The following is a 13,936-nucleotide window of genomic DNA, read 5'->3' on the forward strand; positions in this document are numbered from 1 at the left end:
TAGGGTAAAAGAAGTAGCAGGAAGATGTATATTTAAGGGGAGCTTTTTCAGATGGCATTTGAAACACAAGTATTATTCTTCTTTAGTGCACTTGGGGCATTCAATGGCCTCTTTCTAAGTGCCTATTTTGCCTTTTTTGTAAAACACAGAAATCGGGAAAGTTATTTTCTCGCAGGTCTTTTACTGGCAGTGAGTGTACGGGTTACCAAATCAGTTTTTCTCACTTTTGACCCTAATATTTCCAATACCTTCATCCAAATTGGTTTGGGAGCTTGTGCCCTGATTGGTCCTTGTTTATACCTTTATACCCGAGAAAGCCTGAAGCCCAAGGAAAACCCCTCCTGGAACTGGCTCTTGCATATCCTTCCCGTCGTAATCATTATGTTTTTACTCGGCTATTTTTTCCCCTACAGAGAAAATTATATGATGTGGCAAAGAAGCGGAGGAGGTCCTTTTGGTTGGATTCTATATGGGCAATGGTTCGTATACATCCTCTTTTCCTTCCTTCTATGTAGAAAGACCTTTGCTTGTCTGTTCAAAAAAGGAGAAAAATTGAGTGATAAGGAGATTTGGATCATAAGCCTTGTATGCGGCATATTCATCATCTGGCTCTTCTACAATTTGGTTCCTTATACCTCCTATGTATTCGGAGCGATTTCCTTTTCTTTTGTTTTCTATCTCCTTCTTCTCTTATGGATATTTAAAAGGCGGAATAATACTTCCTTTTTGGTACAGCAGGTCAAGTATGCTAATAAGAAAATTGAGGAAAAGGAAGCCAAGTCTATTGCGGGCAAACTGGACATCTTATTCCAAACAGAAGCTTTATACAAAAATCCAGAGCTCAAACTCCCCCAATTAGCAGCCAGACTCGACATCGCCCCTCACCTACTTTCTCAATATCTCAATGATAATCTGGGGAAAAGTTTTTCCAATTTCATCAATGAATATCGGATACAGGCAGCGGAGGAAATGCTAAAACATGAACATCATCTCACCCTGGAGGCCATCGGCCAGGAATGTGGTTTTAAATCCAATTCCTCTTTTTACACTGCATTCAAAAAATTCAAAGGTCAAACCCCGGCCAAATTCAAAAAGTCCCTCGTTTAGGTCTTTTTTTCTTCGGATTTATAATCTCGGAGATCATTAGCGGCATCTGAGACCCTTTTTCTAGCTACTTCTTCTAATTTGGGTAAAAGCTGATCACATTCCTTTCAGCTCCTTTACATTTTAAAACCCACATTTCATTTAGCTATGAAAAGAATAAGTTTCATCATCCTTTTACTGGCTTTTTTGCCCTCTCTTCAGGCACAATCTGAATTTGAACTCATCAGCCAAACCCTCACAGATTATATAGAAGGCTCAACCAATGGTCAACCTGACAGACTTAAAAAGGCCTTTCATCCAGATCTGAATCTCTATTATGTGAAAAATGATGATGTCGCGGTATGGTCAGGCAAATCCTATATCCTGGATACCAAAGAAGGGGAGCCTACCGGAGAAAGAGGCAAGATTATTTCTATCGATTATGAAAACAATGCAGCCGTAGCAAAAGTCGAGATTTCTCACCCCAAAAATCCAGTTCCTTATATCGACTACTTTATGCTGCTCAAAACAAATGGGAAATGGACCATCATTCACAAGATGTTTACCAAAAGAAGTACAGCAAACTAAGACCTGCATATATGCCTTACCTGAAACACAAAGGGGAGTATATCTTACTCCTCTTCCTCTCATTCACAGTAATCACTCCCCTATCCGTTTTTTCTCAAAATCTGGATACGCTGGTATCTGTGGGAAAGCAAAAACTCCATTTCAATATTCAGAAAGGAAAAGGGATACCTATCCTTTTTGAATCTGGCGGAGGAAATGATGGCAGCATCTGGAATCCCTTATTAGGACCTTTGCAGGAAATAACGGGCACTAGCCTGATTACTTACGACAGGGCCGGATACGGACAAAGCAGCCTTAATCCGGATTTGCCCGATGATGAAAAAGGCTTCATTGACCATGGAATCGATGCCTTGATGGAAGGCCTGGATAAGCTGGGCTATGATGAGGAATTGATTTTGGTTGCCCATTCTTATGGAGGATTCTATGCGGCCTATGTAGCCGCCCATTATCCCGATCGAGTCAAAGCCATTGTCCTTATAGATGTTAACCTAAAAAGCTTCTGGACCGATAAATTCCTGGAGCAAAAAAAGGCAGAATTTACCCCGGAATGGTTGGAGTATGTGAAGGGCTTAAGTCAAGGTCTTTATTATGAATGCCTTTCTCTGGAGAAGACTGTGAAAAGTGTCCGCAAATTTGATTTCCCTCCTGACATACCGATTATAGATATAGTAGCGGATAATCCTCCTGAATTTGAATTAGAAGCGGATCGGGAAAGATGGAAAGAGCGCCACATCGAATTTGCCGCAAAACGCGATAATGTCCAGGGAATACTCGCCAATGATTGTTCTCACTATCTCCATTATGATAATCCGGCTTTGGCAATAAATAGCATTGTCAAACTGTATGCACAGCTTGATCCAAATAGTGATTCACAAGATATCCTCAGCAAAAGCCTGCAGTACAATCTGGAGCAGAGCAATACCTACCGCGAACGGGAATATGAATTTTGGCATTCAGAAAGGGACCTCAATCGATGGGGCTATGAATTGCTCAATGAAGAGGAACTGGAAAAAGCCCTGGAAATATTTAAACTCAATACCCTCCTTTTTCCCAATAGTGCGAATGTCTATGATAGCTATGGGGAGGCCCTTTTATTGGACGGAAAGCATAAGGAAGCAAGGGAGATGTATAAAAAATCCCTAGAACTCAATCCTGATAATGATCGGGCAAGGGAAATACTGGATAGCATTTCTAAAAACTGAAACGAAATAGATGTTAATTAAGGCGGGGATAGCTGAATAGGGCTATCCCTTTTTTTCTGGATTCGAAAAGCGTAATTTCATTTGGCTTTATTTGATCTCCATATGAAACTACTACGAAGAATACTCATTGCTATATTTCTCCTCTTTAGCCTGCTATTAGGGGGCTTGGTCTTTTTTATAAAGAAAAACAGTTTTCAAGTGGAAGCCTGGGAATTCCCGGAACAAATGGAAGCTTCTGCTTCTGTGGATGCAAGACCTAATATTCTTTTATTGGTAGCTGAAGATATGAGTGATCGAGTCGGAGCTTTTAGAGATAATGTGGCTCATACTCCTAATATTGACCGTTTAGCGGAAAAGGGAGTTCGCTTTCCCAATACCTTCACTACCGCAGGCGTATGTTCGCCAAGTAGAGCTGCCCTGATCACGGGTATGATGCAAACCCAAATTGCTTCCCATCATATGCGGACCGGAAGCAGACCCGAAGGTGCTTATACCTCTGTTCCGCCTCCTGAGGTAAAAGCTTTCCCCGAACTCCTACGCAAAGCCGGCTACTTCACTTTCAATACTGCCAAGCAGGACTACCAATTTAGCGGGGCTTTCCCTGGCTCGGGCCCTTTCACTATTTGGGATGAAGAAAATGAGAGCAAGCTCTGGAGGAATCGAGAAACAGGCCAGCCTTTTTTTGGGATGATGAATTTCATGGAGACGCATGAAACAGGTCTTTTCGCTCCATTAGGTACAAAGCCTCATGGAGCCATGCATTTGGGAATACAGCTTTTTCGAAAACTGAGTAGCCAGGAAGCTGTCGTCCAAACCGATCCTGCTAAAGTGGAACTCCCGCCCTATTTCCCCGATACAGAAATCGTAAGAAAAGATATCGCCAAACACTATAACAATATATCTGCTATGGATGCGATTGTAGGAGATATTTTGGATAAGCTTGAGAAAGATGGCCTGACTGATAATACCATTATCATCTGGACAACGGATCATGGCGATTGTTTACCCCGATCTAAGCGAGAATTATATGATTCCGGTATCAAAGTGCCCATGATCGTTTATGTCCCTCCCCGATGGAGGAATGAGGGCTATCAGGCGGGAGGTATAGATTCTAGTCTGGTCAGTTTTATCGATCTGGCTCCCAGTATCCTGAAAATGGCTGATGCAGCTGTCCCTGATTTTATCGAAGGACAGGATTTCCTTTCGCCCGATACCTCCAGAACCTATATCCTGGCAGCCAGAGATAGAATTGATGAAGTTCCCGATCGACAAAGGGCTATCCGCGATAAACGCTTTAAGTATATCCGCAGTTGGCATCCGGAACAGGAAGGAGGACATCCTCTTGCATTTAGGGATAATCTCGACATCATGAGGGAGTTATGGCAACTCAAAGATGCCGGAAAATTGAATGCGGAGCAATTGCGTTGGTTTGAGGCGCCGGGTGAGGAAAGACTTTTCGATACCTGGACGGATCCTTTTGAACTAAAGGATTTGAGTCAGGATACTGCTTACCAGGAGGATTTGCATCGACTCAGAAGCGCACTTAAGGAATACCTGGCAAGCCATAAAGACTGGGGAGAAATCGCAGAGGGAGATATGGTAGAGGAATTTCATCCCGGAGGAAAAACTCCCAAAACCAAAGCTCCCCTTATTCAAGAGGATGGAGGTAAAATCACCATCGAATCATCCATTGAGGGAGCCTCTATCGCCTATAGAATCAATGAAGGAAAATGGAAGCTCTATCATGAAGCGCTGAATATGGAAGGAGTTACTAAAATTATGGCTAAAGCCGTAAGATATGGTTGGGAGGAAAGTGAGGAAATACAATTAGAAGTGGGAAAATAGAAGCGCCGTAAGATTCATTTCAAACTTTAGGATAGAGGACTTAATCTTTAGGATACAGTTTTCAAGAAAGTTTACATACCATGAAGCCAGAAGTCATTTTCCTAAGCGTTTTTTTACTCGTGCTTGGATATATTTTATTCCAATTTTACCGTTTAAGTAAGAAAGCCAGCGCCGTCACCTTCCCTGATTTAGAGAGTGTAAGGGTCTTATATCGAGATAAAAGAGGCTCAGGTCAATCCGACAAAGATTGGCAGGCAAAAATGGGATCTGCTGACAAAACATTGGAAATAGTCCTTACCGAAGATGAACTCTGGATTCGGGGACCTAAAATGTTCGCATTTATCGCTGAAAAGATTGATCTATTTCATCGAATACCCATTGGCAAAATTTCAAAAGTGGAGAGAAAAAGAAAAGTAATTAAGATTTGCTTTTCTTTGGATCAAGGGGCTAGCAGAACCCTTTCGATCAGGACAGCTGATCCCGATGAATTTATTGCTTTGCTGAATAAACAAAGAGGTCATGCAAATTGAAGATTTTCTCCTCTATAGTATTATTAGCGCCCTTATATTTATCGTCTATTCCTTTGTGAATAAAGGGAGTAAAAAGGAATTGGAGCTAAATCCTGATGGTTCGGGCCTTTTGCGTATGCACGCTTTTTACAGAGTCATTGGATATCTCGCTCTACTTATGACCTTAATCCTTTCCATAGGTATTCTCTTGAATGAAGAAGATGCTATTTTGATCGTATTTTTCTGCTGGTTAATTTTTGGAGGTATGGGAGTCTACCTGCTGATGTGGTATTACAAACATGAAGTTAGCTTTGACAATGATCAGATTCAGGTACATAGCTACTTGGGCAAAAGTCAGGAATTGAAATGGTCCGAAATCGAAGAAGTAGGTTTCTCTCCCCTTTCCGGATTGCTAAAAATGAAAGGCAAAGGAAAAGTGCTCAAATTGCATCAACATTTGCTAGGCTTGAGTACTCTTTTAGATGTAATGGAGAAACAAACTCCTTTTAGCAAAACCGAGCTAAATTTTCCTCAATAGAAATACAACAAAACCATGAAATACACATTCCCTTTTCTTTTACTCTATGTACTAGTCCTTTTCGGCTGCAGTTCGGAAGGCTCCTATGAATATCGAAATCCGGATAAACTGGATTGGGTCTACAGGGTTTATACCTACCAGGAAAAATTTCGTCCGGGCTCATGGTCTAGTTTCAATTACAAGGGAAGTTTGAGTTCTGGCTTGGAAAAGTACCTGGCTTCCATTGATCAAAAAGAATTTGAAGCCTATATACACGAAAGTAAATCCGACAGCTTATATCAGGATTGGGGGATTTATGAACAAAATGGAGAACAAGAAGACACCCTGTTTCATGCGCGAATCAGTCCTGTACTCTCTCGCATTGGAGATTATGGAAAGGAAGCATGGCTTATAAGTTCGGTGAAATGCAGCTGGAAGAAAAGCTGGAAGCTAAGGGCTTTTGACATCAAACCATTTGTAGGTCTTTCTTATTATAGCTCCCTCTATGGACCTGGCCATGAAGACAATGATATTACCTCCCATATGATCATGGAAATTAAAATAGATGATTCTGATTTTTGGAACCACCTCAGCTATGGATTTCGTGGGGATATGGAATTTCGGTCCGCCAAAGAAGGATGGACTATCTATAAGGATGAATATAATCTGTTCATAGCGGAAGGAAAAAATCAGGAAAATTTTGAGAATCTATTCGAAGAATCCTGGCAGACACGAGCAAGAGGGAATATTTTTCCTGAATTAAGCTATTAAGCTAGATGGAATGGATTTAGTAAAATTTTCATCCAGTTAAAATCAATCATGAAAAAACTTATCTATTACCTTCCTTTGATCATTTTGGTAAGTTCAGGATGTGGAAAAAGTGGCTCTTATGAATACCGTCAATACGAGGACCTGGATCATGCTTATCGAGTGCTGAAAGGCGTAGAAGAAAAGCAATTGTCAGGATCAAGCATTTCCAATCGTAATCCAGGAGTAGATCAATTGATGAAGGAAAAAATCGCTACATCCAGTAAAGGGCTATTGTCAACTCCGATTCTTGAAACTCAAAAAGATAGTTTATTTGAAGACTGGGGAATTTATGAGCGCAAGTCCGACAATTCAGAAGATACCTTGTTTTTTGTATCCCTGATTCCAAAAATTTCAAGAATAGGCGAAGAAAGTGATGAGATTTGGGTAATAGAATCCGTCTCATGTAAATGGTGGAAAAGCTGGAGAATCCAGGGATTTGATTTAAGGCCTTTTGTGGATTTAAGATATATGAATGCGAATTTTGAACCGGATTTTGACGATGAGCGCATCAATTCAGATTTCATGCTTCAAATCCTAATCGATCAATCAAGTCTCTTGCACAGTAAGCAATCTTTCATTTATGGACGAGGCGTGATGGATTCCAGACGTAGGTATTGGATTGAAAGTTTCTCAGATGGTCTATTCGCCAGTCTTGATGCTAAGTCAACAGCTTTGCCCCTTTTAATGGATGAAAATTGGGAAATACGATCAAGAGGAAATGTATTTCAAGGATTAAATCGATAACTATTAAGTTCTAGCAATCATTAACAAATAGGATCATGAACAAAGCGAACGTACTACAAATCATTGCCCTTATCTTACTCGTACTAGGAGGATATATTCTATACGAAAGACTTACCGCCGAAGAAGTAAATGCCTCTTTCCTTTCGGGCATCGCTCCTATTATCATGGCAATCGCACTATTTATTATTTCTAAATCCAAGTCTTTTAAAGGGGAACAGGATTCCTGACAAAATCTTGATTTATCTTCTTTAACTAAAGAGGGATATTTCGCTAATAATCAAAAGGATAAGGGCAAAGAGCTGGAGTTATCCTTGCTTTGCCCTAAAAAAAATCTACAGTCGATTATTAGGTCGTATAATTAGGCATTATCGATGATGGTTTATTCCTGATAGAGGAAGTAGGAAGAAAAGATCCCTAAACTTGTGTTAAATATGCTGGCAGAAAAAGATTGTCCCCGGGAGCAGCGATTCTTATTCACTGACATTCACTTTGGAAGCACTGCCCTGGATCATTGGAAAGCTAAATGCAGGGAAAATCTGTCAAAAGGTCTATTCAAGGAAACAGCCTTGACCCAAAAGTATCTGAACTGGGAAGCTTCGGGAAAGGAAATTGCTCTTTTCACCCATTATGCCTATGCCGATCTCAAAATTCCTAAGTCTTTTTCCTGTGTGTTTGACTTAAAAAATCCTGAAAGAGTAGAAAGGACCGATCTAAGTCTTGAACAATCCATGTATGAAGCCTGGTATCCTGTTGACTACCTCGATCATGGTCATAAGCACTTATGCATCTTTAAGTTTCAGAGTCAAATACCAGCTATCCTAAATGAAATCGAAAATTTAGAGCAAGAAATACGAAAACGGGAAGCCACAGGCTTAACAGTCGGTATCTGTCAATGGGAGGATTTCCCTTTGATAAAAAAGTCCCTGGAAGACACGAGCCAGAAATAAGAAAACTTTATCTGAGTCTATGGGTTAAGTATGCTCAGCTCAGTCAAAACCTCGACAAGATGAAACTTCTAAAAATCCCCTTTATACTCCTGGTTCTGCTGATTCTTTTTTCTTGTGGCAATAAACAGGAGAGCTCTATATACGAATCCAGCATTCCCATTACAGATATTCGCAAAGTTGGAAGTTCGCAATCTGACTTACAAAGCCATCAGCCTGGTGAGGTTCAGATTTTCAGGGAAATCAAAGGATTTGAAGGTTATGGAGTAGTCTATTATCATGATGTCAGCGGCGCACTCAGGGCTTATAGAGCTTTCCAGGGCAGCAATCAGGATTTTGACCGGGCAAATTATGAATGGACCAGTGATACCAGTCTGGCCATTACCTTACTCAATACCAGCACCCAAAAACAATTGTCTTTTCGAGTGTTTGGAAATGGAAATCGCTCCGGTATGAGCGCAGCTGAATAATTATGCTAGTAAAAGTTTTTCTTCCCCTTATTCTCTTCTTTTCCGTGACAACAGATGCCCCTTATAAAATAAACTTCGGCCAAAAGCTTGACGGTCAAAAGTGGAGAGTAATCAACGATGGGGTCATGGGAGGGCTTTCTCAGGGTTCCGCCTACCTCACTGAGGAAGGTTTGAAATTCAGCGGTAGGATTTCCCTCGATAATAATGGAGGTTTTGCTTCCCTGAGAAGTCCTTACCAGAATATGGATCTCCGAGCTTTTAAGGAAGTTCGTATCCGGTATCGGACGAAAGGATTGAAGTTGGGATTCCGCTTGGAGCTCAATCGAGCCTTCTACCTCCCCTATTACAAAAGCAATCTCAGGCAAAGCGATGGAGAATGGATTACCCAAGTCATCCCGCTCAAAGAGTTCGAAGAATATCGTTTGGGAAAGCAAACGGGTGCTAGAATTAGTTCCTCAGAGCTTGCTCGTATTATTCGGATCGGTTTTATCTGCGCAGAGAAAAGAGAAGGAGATTTTGAAATCGAAATTGACTCCATCGAATTCCGCTAAATTGCTATTAGCACTAAGGTATTTCATCCCAATGGCCTTAAATTCCTCCGCTCACGAAAATTAATTTCACTTTTTGTGTAATTTTTTCTGATTCCAGCCACTAAACAGAAAAAAGAGTGTGAGCAGCGACTTTTATCAGGCTTCTATTTTACCCTATGCCGGCATCATCATCAAGATCTGTCGGGCATATACCCATAGCCAGGCTGACTTTGAAGATTATTACCAGGAGGTATGCCTGCAAATCTGGAGAAGCAAGGATAGCTTTAAAGGCGATTCCACTTGGTCGACCTGGATTTACAGGCTGAGCCTGAATGTTTGCCTCACCCTTTTAAGAAAGGACAAAAAGAACCAACACATAGTTACTGCTGAGACCCTGCCTGCCGAGCAAAAGGAGGAGAAGGCTGCTTTTTCGGATGAGGATCTCAATCAACTCTATCGGGCCATCAGACAACTGAAGGAGATAGATCGGGCTGTCATTCTCTTATACCTGGAAGAAAAATCCTATCAGGAAATCGCCGAGATCATGGGTACCAATGCAAATAATGTGGGGGTGCGAATCAAACGAATTAAAGAAAGACTAAAGAAAATGCTTTATGGAAAAGTCTATTGAACATATATGGAATGCAGGATTTTCGGAGCATGAGGAAATGAGTATTCCACGGCTAAACGATCTTTATAGCCGTAAATCTGAGCATCTGATTGATAAATACCGGAGCATGTTTCGGAAAAACATTAACTGGATCGTTCTAGGTGCTTCTGTTATGTTGATTGCGACTAGCATATTTGGATTCGGGTATTTTGGAGTCTCCATGTTCCTGATGCTCAATTTCATGGCCTTGGTAGATAAACGTCTGCTCAGCAGGCTAAAAGAAATCGACAAGTTTAAAAGTAGCTATGAGTATCTCCGTTCATTCAGGTCCTGGATGGAATACAGGGGCAAAGTAAATATCCAGATTGCACGCGTGTTTTATCCCTTTTTCTTTATTTCTCTGGTGCTTGGGATTAGTTTCTTTAAAGTAGATGGGCAAATCCTGCTTTTTCATTTTCTGGATGCCCTGAAAGAGAACTTTGCGAATAGCTATTGGCTGTGGGGAATTCCTGCCTTGATGCTTGGAGGAGTATTGGGGATATCCGGGCTTCTCTTAAAATTTGCCGAGCGATTGTATAAATGGGATGTAAAAATGGTCTATGGAGAGATTATGGGCAAATTGGACGATTTGCTCAGAGACATCGAAGAACTTAGGTCCTAATTTAGCTGGATTCCTTATCTTTTGGGCAAATTTGAGTTCCTATGAAGATTTCTTGTGCCTGCGGTTCCTTAATCATAGATTCGACTGATGGACATAGTACCAAAGCTCATGTACTACCTGATAAATTATGGAATGCATTCTGGACAGCCGTAGATGATGCCATAGAATCACCCCAAAAAGGGAAAAAGGCCCAGGAGGCCAAATGCATGGACCTCAGGCGGAAGTTTTCTTTTCGATTTGCCTATGAATGCAACAATTGCGGTCGGCTGTATCTCTACGATCAAGAAAACCAACTCCAGGAATACCTGCCAGCCACTCAAAGCTATCAGAAAATATTGAACCATAAATCCTAATTCCATTGAGTATAGCTCCCGAAATCCCCGAAAGCAAAGCCTGGAAATATGCTCAAACAGAGTGGGAACGAAGCTTCCTGCTTCCAGGTCCACCCGCAGAATTAGGCAAACTCCCCTTCAAGGAAATAGAAGATCATTACCTCATAAATACCCAAATAAGACTCAGAAGGACTTTTGATGGAAAAAACAGGCAATGGAAGCTAAGTAAGAAGCTCAAACTCCAAAGCCAATCTCAACAATGGGTCAGCACGATTTACCTTAGTCAAAGGGAATATGACTTATTTGCCCAATTACCCGCATTCTTCCTAAAAAAAAGAAGATATTATCTTAAAGACATCGACAGTCAACACATTGGGATTGATCATATAGTCTTAGCCGAAAAAGAGCTCTGGCTGGCAGAAGTTGAGTTTTCTTCTGAGGAAAAACTAAGGGCTTATAAACTGCCCCTGGCCTTTCTTCGGGAAGTGAGCGAGGAAACTGGCTATAATGGCTTTGAGCTAGCCCGGATCTTTTCCTCATTATCTTCCTAAAAGATCTATTTATTTCCTATTCTTACGGAAATATGGAAAGTCTGGTACTTATCGGAGCCGTACAGGCATTTTTCATTGCCAGCTTATTTATAGGCGGGAAAAAGGTTATCGATGAACATAAAGTCCTGATTTTCTTTTTTCTGATAAATGGACTCCTACTCCTGGATCATTATTTTGAGATCAGTTCACTTAGTTTAAACCATCCACATCTCATTGGTTTGACCTATCCTCTTCCCCTGATTCTTGGACCCATCCTGTATTACTATACCCTGGCAATAAGCAGTAAGGTAAAGATTGCCATTCGACGATTTTTTATCTTGCACGGAATTCCCTTCCTCCTACTGACACTCTTTCTTCTCTTTGATTTTTATTTTCTATCTGCAGGGGAAAAACTTGCCTATTATCAAAGAGAAAGTCAGGAGGAAACTTCCACGATTATCTATATAGCTGAGTTTTTTCTCAATTTTTCGGTACCTCTTTATTCCCTCTTTTCGCTTATTCATATTCACAGATACAGGAAGAGATTAGCAGATGAGTTTTCCTTTACAGAAAACATCGATTTACAATGGCTAAAAGTAATTCTGTATTTCTTCATGGCCCTCTCCTTTGTTTCTCTTTCCACCCATATTATTAGCGACCTCATTCCTCTCATTCCCTTTTCTCAGGCAGACAACCTCCTCTTCCTATCTTTAAGCCTGGCGATCCTCTTCATAGGTTATTTCGGTATCAAGCAACAAGCCATTTATCCCCGGCATATAGAATCGCCCTTGTCCTCCTCCATTTCAACTGCCGAATCAAAAAGCAGGAATAAAGATTTCCAGGAGGAAAAAGCTCGCTTGGAAGAGCTTTTAAAAAGCCAAAAACTTTACCTGAGACCCAGACTTTCCCTGGATGAACTCGCGCAGGAAATGAATATGTCCTCCAATCAACTTTCCCAACTTATCAATGAGGGCTTTCAGAAAAGTTTTTATGATCTGATCAATGAAATGCGGGTGGATGAAGTGAAAGCAAAAATACATGACTTAGACTACGCTCACCTTTCTTTATTAGGAATCGGACTGGAATCTGGATTTAATTCCAAAAGCTCCTTTAACCTCATTTTTAAGAAATTTAGCGGGCAAACTCCTTCTCAATACAGAAAAAACTTCCTGAAAAACAAGTCCTAAGCTACCCATTAGGACGATACTCGCTACTGCAGAGCGCTATTTGCCTTCATATATACAATTAATATGATGGACAAAAGACTTCACTATGTAGACGCTCTCAGGGTTATTGCGATTCTGATGATGTATCTTTTTCATGTTTCTATGGTTTTTGTCAGTGATTGGGGCTGGCACATAAAGAATCAAGAAAGCAGCCAGCTATTACTGGAACTCAATTTTTGGATGTCTTCTTTTAGAATGCCGCTCCTTTTCATGGTATCCGGATGTATCTCTTATATCCTCATGCAAAGGATGTCCTGGCAGTCCTTTGGCAAACTCCGCTTTCAAAGGCTGCTTATTCCTACTTTTATTTGGACCTTCCTTCTCGTAGCTCCTCAAATCTATTTTGAAAGGAAGCTACAGGGCTCAGACTTGAATTACCTCGAATTTTATTCGACTTTTCTGGACTTCCAATGGTGGCCTCAAGGCAATTTCCATTGGCTCCATCTCTGGTTTATCCCCTATTTGTTTTCTTACAATCTCCTTTCGCTTCCTATTTTCTACTTGTTAAAACGGAGACATATTTTCTCAAAGAAACAAATCAGGAGCTATCATATCGCTTTATTTATACTTATAGCTATTATTCCTCATTGTTTGCTATATCCTTATTTCCCACCTTCTTTTGATTTGATTCATGACTTTGCCCGTCATGCCTTTTTCTTCTTTTTTATCCTGGCAGGTTTGTTCTATATCCATATCAAGGAATTAGCTACTTTCATCGAGTCCAGAAGAAAAACATTCCTCAGTTTAGCTTCTTTTTGTTTAGTATGGATTAATATTCTCCGCTGGAATGCATGGGAACCCTTTTCTCCAGGAATAGACTGGGAAGCCGGCTTAAGTTCCTATCTGTATCTCGGCTTATTGAACATCCATAGCTGGATGTGGGTCCTGACTTCATTGGGATATGGGAAGAAATACCTGAATAGACCTTCCCGCATCCTTACCTATGCAAATACCGCCGTTTACCCATTCTATATATTGCATCAAACCCTCATCGTTATCCTTGCTTTCTACACAGTCCAGACAAATGATTCAATAATCTTTAAATTCTTCTTTTTACTATTTCTAGCATTCATCAGTTTTCTGCTTATCTATCATTTGTTGATCCGTCCTTACAATTTTATTCGCTTCTTGTTCGGCATGAAGAAAAAAAGAAATACATCTTTATAGAATAAATATTCAATTAATTTTGGATTTGGCCGTTATTTATAGATAAATTGAAATATCAAGGGAAAGGAAATTACTATTATCGCATCAATTCCTTTAGCCTTGACTGCCTGAAACGAACCTAAGAATAAACAAGATCTATCTAACATCAGGTAAGAGTTTAATGACAGA

General features: G+C 40.5%; 18 protein-coding genes. All 18 read left to right on the top strand.

All coding sequences use genetic code 11. The annotated features are described in order from the left end of the window. Nucleotides 1-51: 51 nt before the first annotated feature. Nucleotides 52-1,107, top strand: coding sequence for a helix-turn-helix domain-containing protein (locus R8P61_36520; GenBank protein ID MDW3652640.1), 1,056 nt, complete (start codon nt 52-54; stop codon nt 1,105-1,107). A gap of 144 nt (nt 1,108-1,251) precedes the next feature. Further along, entirely contained in the window at nt 1,252-1,671 is a 420-nt protein-coding gene (locus R8P61_36525; protein MDW3652641.1) for a nuclear transport factor 2 family protein, read from the top strand. Then, the gene (locus R8P61_36530) at nt 1,623-2,873 is read left to right on the top strand and encodes an alpha/beta fold hydrolase (protein ID MDW3652642.1); all 1,251 of its coding nucleotides are present in this window, start codon (nt 1,623-1,625) and stop codon (nt 2,871-2,873) included. The genes R8P61_36525 and R8P61_36530 overlap by 49 nt, the downstream gene beginning before the upstream one ends. A gap of 102 nt (nt 2,874-2,975) precedes the next feature. Then, complete coding sequence (locus R8P61_36535; GenBank protein ID MDW3652643.1) at nt 2,976-4,718, top strand: sulfatase; 1,743 nt, start codon at nt 2,976-2,978, stop codon at nt 4,716-4,718. 80 nt (nt 4,719-4,798) lie between these two features. Further along, a complete protein-coding gene (locus R8P61_36540; GenBank protein MDW3652644.1) occupies nt 4,799-5,248 on the top strand; it encodes a hypothetical protein in 450 nt (149 codons plus the stop codon). Beyond that, entirely contained in the window at nt 5,238-5,765 is a 528-nt protein-coding gene (locus tag R8P61_36545; protein ID MDW3652645.1) for a hypothetical protein, read from the top strand. The genes R8P61_36540 and R8P61_36545 overlap by 11 nt, the downstream gene beginning before the upstream one ends. A gap of 15 nt (nt 5,766-5,780) precedes the next feature. After that, nucleotides 5,781-6,515: a hypothetical protein gene (locus R8P61_36550; protein MDW3652646.1), complete on the top strand. Its 735-nt coding sequence runs from the start codon at nt 5,781-5,783 to the stop codon at nt 6,513-6,515. A 48-nt stretch (nt 6,516-6,563) separates the two neighbouring features. Continuing rightward, on the top strand, nt 6,564-7,298 hold the full coding sequence (locus R8P61_36555; GenBank protein ID MDW3652647.1) for a hypothetical protein: 735 nt from the start codon (nt 6,564-6,566) through the stop codon (nt 7,296-7,298). Between the two features lie 35 nt (nt 7,299-7,333). Continuing rightward, nucleotides 7,334-7,525: a hypothetical protein gene (locus R8P61_36560; GenBank protein ID MDW3652648.1), complete on the top strand. Its 192-nt coding sequence runs from the start codon at nt 7,334-7,336 to the stop codon at nt 7,523-7,525. A 204-nt stretch (nt 7,526-7,729) separates the two neighbouring features. Continuing rightward, complete coding sequence (locus R8P61_36565) at nt 7,730-8,245, top strand: hypothetical protein (protein MDW3652649.1); 516 nt, start codon at nt 7,730-7,732, stop codon at nt 8,243-8,245. A gap of 59 nt (nt 8,246-8,304) precedes the next feature. Beyond that, on the top strand, nt 8,305-8,712 hold the full coding sequence (locus tag R8P61_36570; protein MDW3652650.1) for a hypothetical protein: 408 nt from the start codon (nt 8,305-8,307) through the stop codon (nt 8,710-8,712). A gap of 2 nt (nt 8,713-8,714) precedes the next feature. Next, nucleotides 8,715-9,263, top strand: a complete 549-nt coding sequence (locus R8P61_36575; GenBank protein ID MDW3652651.1) for a CIA30 family protein — start codon at nt 8,715-8,717, stop codon at nt 9,261-9,263. Nucleotides 9,264-9,381: 118 nt separating this feature from the next. Then, on the top strand, nt 9,382-9,873 hold the full coding sequence (locus R8P61_36580) for an RNA polymerase sigma factor (GenBank protein MDW3652652.1): 492 nt from the start codon (nt 9,382-9,384) through the stop codon (nt 9,871-9,873). Beyond that, nucleotides 9,857-10,513 carry a hypothetical protein gene (locus R8P61_36585; GenBank protein ID MDW3652653.1) on the top strand — a complete coding sequence of 219 codons (657 nt, stop codon included), beginning with the start codon at nt 9,857-9,859 and terminating at the stop codon, nt 10,511-10,513. The genes R8P61_36580 and R8P61_36585 overlap by 17 nt, the downstream gene beginning before the upstream one ends. A gap of 41 nt (nt 10,514-10,554) precedes the next feature. Then, nucleotides 10,555-10,866: a hypothetical protein gene (locus tag R8P61_36590; protein ID MDW3652654.1), complete on the top strand. Its 312-nt coding sequence runs from the start codon at nt 10,555-10,557 to the stop codon at nt 10,864-10,866. Between the two features lie 5 nt (nt 10,867-10,871). Continuing rightward, a complete protein-coding gene (locus R8P61_36595; GenBank protein ID MDW3652655.1) occupies nt 10,872-11,396 on the top strand; it encodes a hypothetical protein in 525 nt (174 codons plus the stop codon). Nucleotides 11,397-11,428: 32 nt separating this feature from the next. Then, a complete protein-coding gene (locus tag R8P61_36600) occupies nt 11,429-12,562 on the top strand; it encodes a helix-turn-helix domain-containing protein (GenBank protein ID MDW3652656.1) in 1,134 nt (377 codons plus the stop codon). A 63-nt stretch (nt 12,563-12,625) separates the two neighbouring features. Further along, the gene (locus tag R8P61_36605; protein ID MDW3652657.1) at nt 12,626-13,768 is read left to right on the top strand and encodes an acyltransferase family protein; all 1,143 of its coding nucleotides are present in this window, start codon (nt 12,626-12,628) and stop codon (nt 13,766-13,768) included. The last annotated feature ends 168 nt before the right edge of the window (nt 13,769-13,936 follow it).

This window comes from Bacteroidia bacterium (genome assembly GCA_033391075.1).
Taxonomy (GTDB): domain Bacteria; phylum Bacteroidota; class Bacteroidia; order J057; family J057; genus JAWPMV01.

Excerpts from the sequence above, each read along its gene's own strand:
- R8P61_36520 (MDW3652640.1), top strand. The coding sequence starts at position 52 with ATGGCATTTGAAACACAAGTATTATTCTTCTTTAGTGCACTTGGGGCA.
- R8P61_36525 (MDW3652641.1), top strand. The coding sequence starts at position 1,252 with ATGAAAAGAATAAGTTTCATCATCCTTTTACTGGCTTTTTTGCCCTCT.
- R8P61_36530 (MDW3652642.1), top strand. The coding sequence starts at position 1,623 with ATGGACCATCATTCACAAGATGTTTACCAAAAGAAGTACAGCAAACTA.
- R8P61_36535 (MDW3652643.1), top strand. The coding sequence starts at position 2,976 with ATGAAACTACTACGAAGAATACTCATTGCTATATTTCTCCTCTTTAGC.
- R8P61_36540 (MDW3652644.1), top strand. The coding sequence starts at position 4,799 with ATGAAGCCAGAAGTCATTTTCCTAAGCGTTTTTTTACTCGTGCTTGGA.
- R8P61_36545 (MDW3652645.1), top strand. The coding sequence starts at position 5,238 with ATGCAAATTGAAGATTTTCTCCTCTATAGTATTATTAGCGCCCTTATA.
- R8P61_36550 (MDW3652646.1), top strand. The coding sequence starts at position 5,781 with ATGAAATACACATTCCCTTTTCTTTTACTCTATGTACTAGTCCTTTTC.
- R8P61_36555 (MDW3652647.1), top strand. The coding sequence starts at position 6,564 with ATGAAAAAACTTATCTATTACCTTCCTTTGATCATTTTGGTAAGTTCA.
- R8P61_36560 (MDW3652648.1), top strand. The coding sequence starts at position 7,334 with ATGAACAAAGCGAACGTACTACAAATCATTGCCCTTATCTTACTCGTA.
- R8P61_36565 (MDW3652649.1), top strand. The coding sequence starts at position 7,730 with ATGCTGGCAGAAAAAGATTGTCCCCGGGAGCAGCGATTCTTATTCACT.
- R8P61_36570 (MDW3652650.1), top strand. The coding sequence starts at position 8,305 with ATGAAACTTCTAAAAATCCCCTTTATACTCCTGGTTCTGCTGATTCTT.
- R8P61_36575 (MDW3652651.1), top strand. The coding sequence starts at position 8,715 with ATGCTAGTAAAAGTTTTTCTTCCCCTTATTCTCTTCTTTTCCGTGACA.
- R8P61_36585 (MDW3652653.1), top strand. The coding sequence starts at position 9,857 with ATGGAAAAGTCTATTGAACATATATGGAATGCAGGATTTTCGGAGCAT.
- R8P61_36590 (MDW3652654.1), top strand. The coding sequence starts at position 10,555 with ATGAAGATTTCTTGTGCCTGCGGTTCCTTAATCATAGATTCGACTGAT.
- R8P61_36600 (MDW3652656.1), top strand. The coding sequence starts at position 11,429 with ATGGAAAGTCTGGTACTTATCGGAGCCGTACAGGCATTTTTCATTGCC.
- R8P61_36605 (MDW3652657.1), top strand. The coding sequence starts at position 12,626 with ATGATGGACAAAAGACTTCACTATGTAGACGCTCTCAGGGTTATTGCG.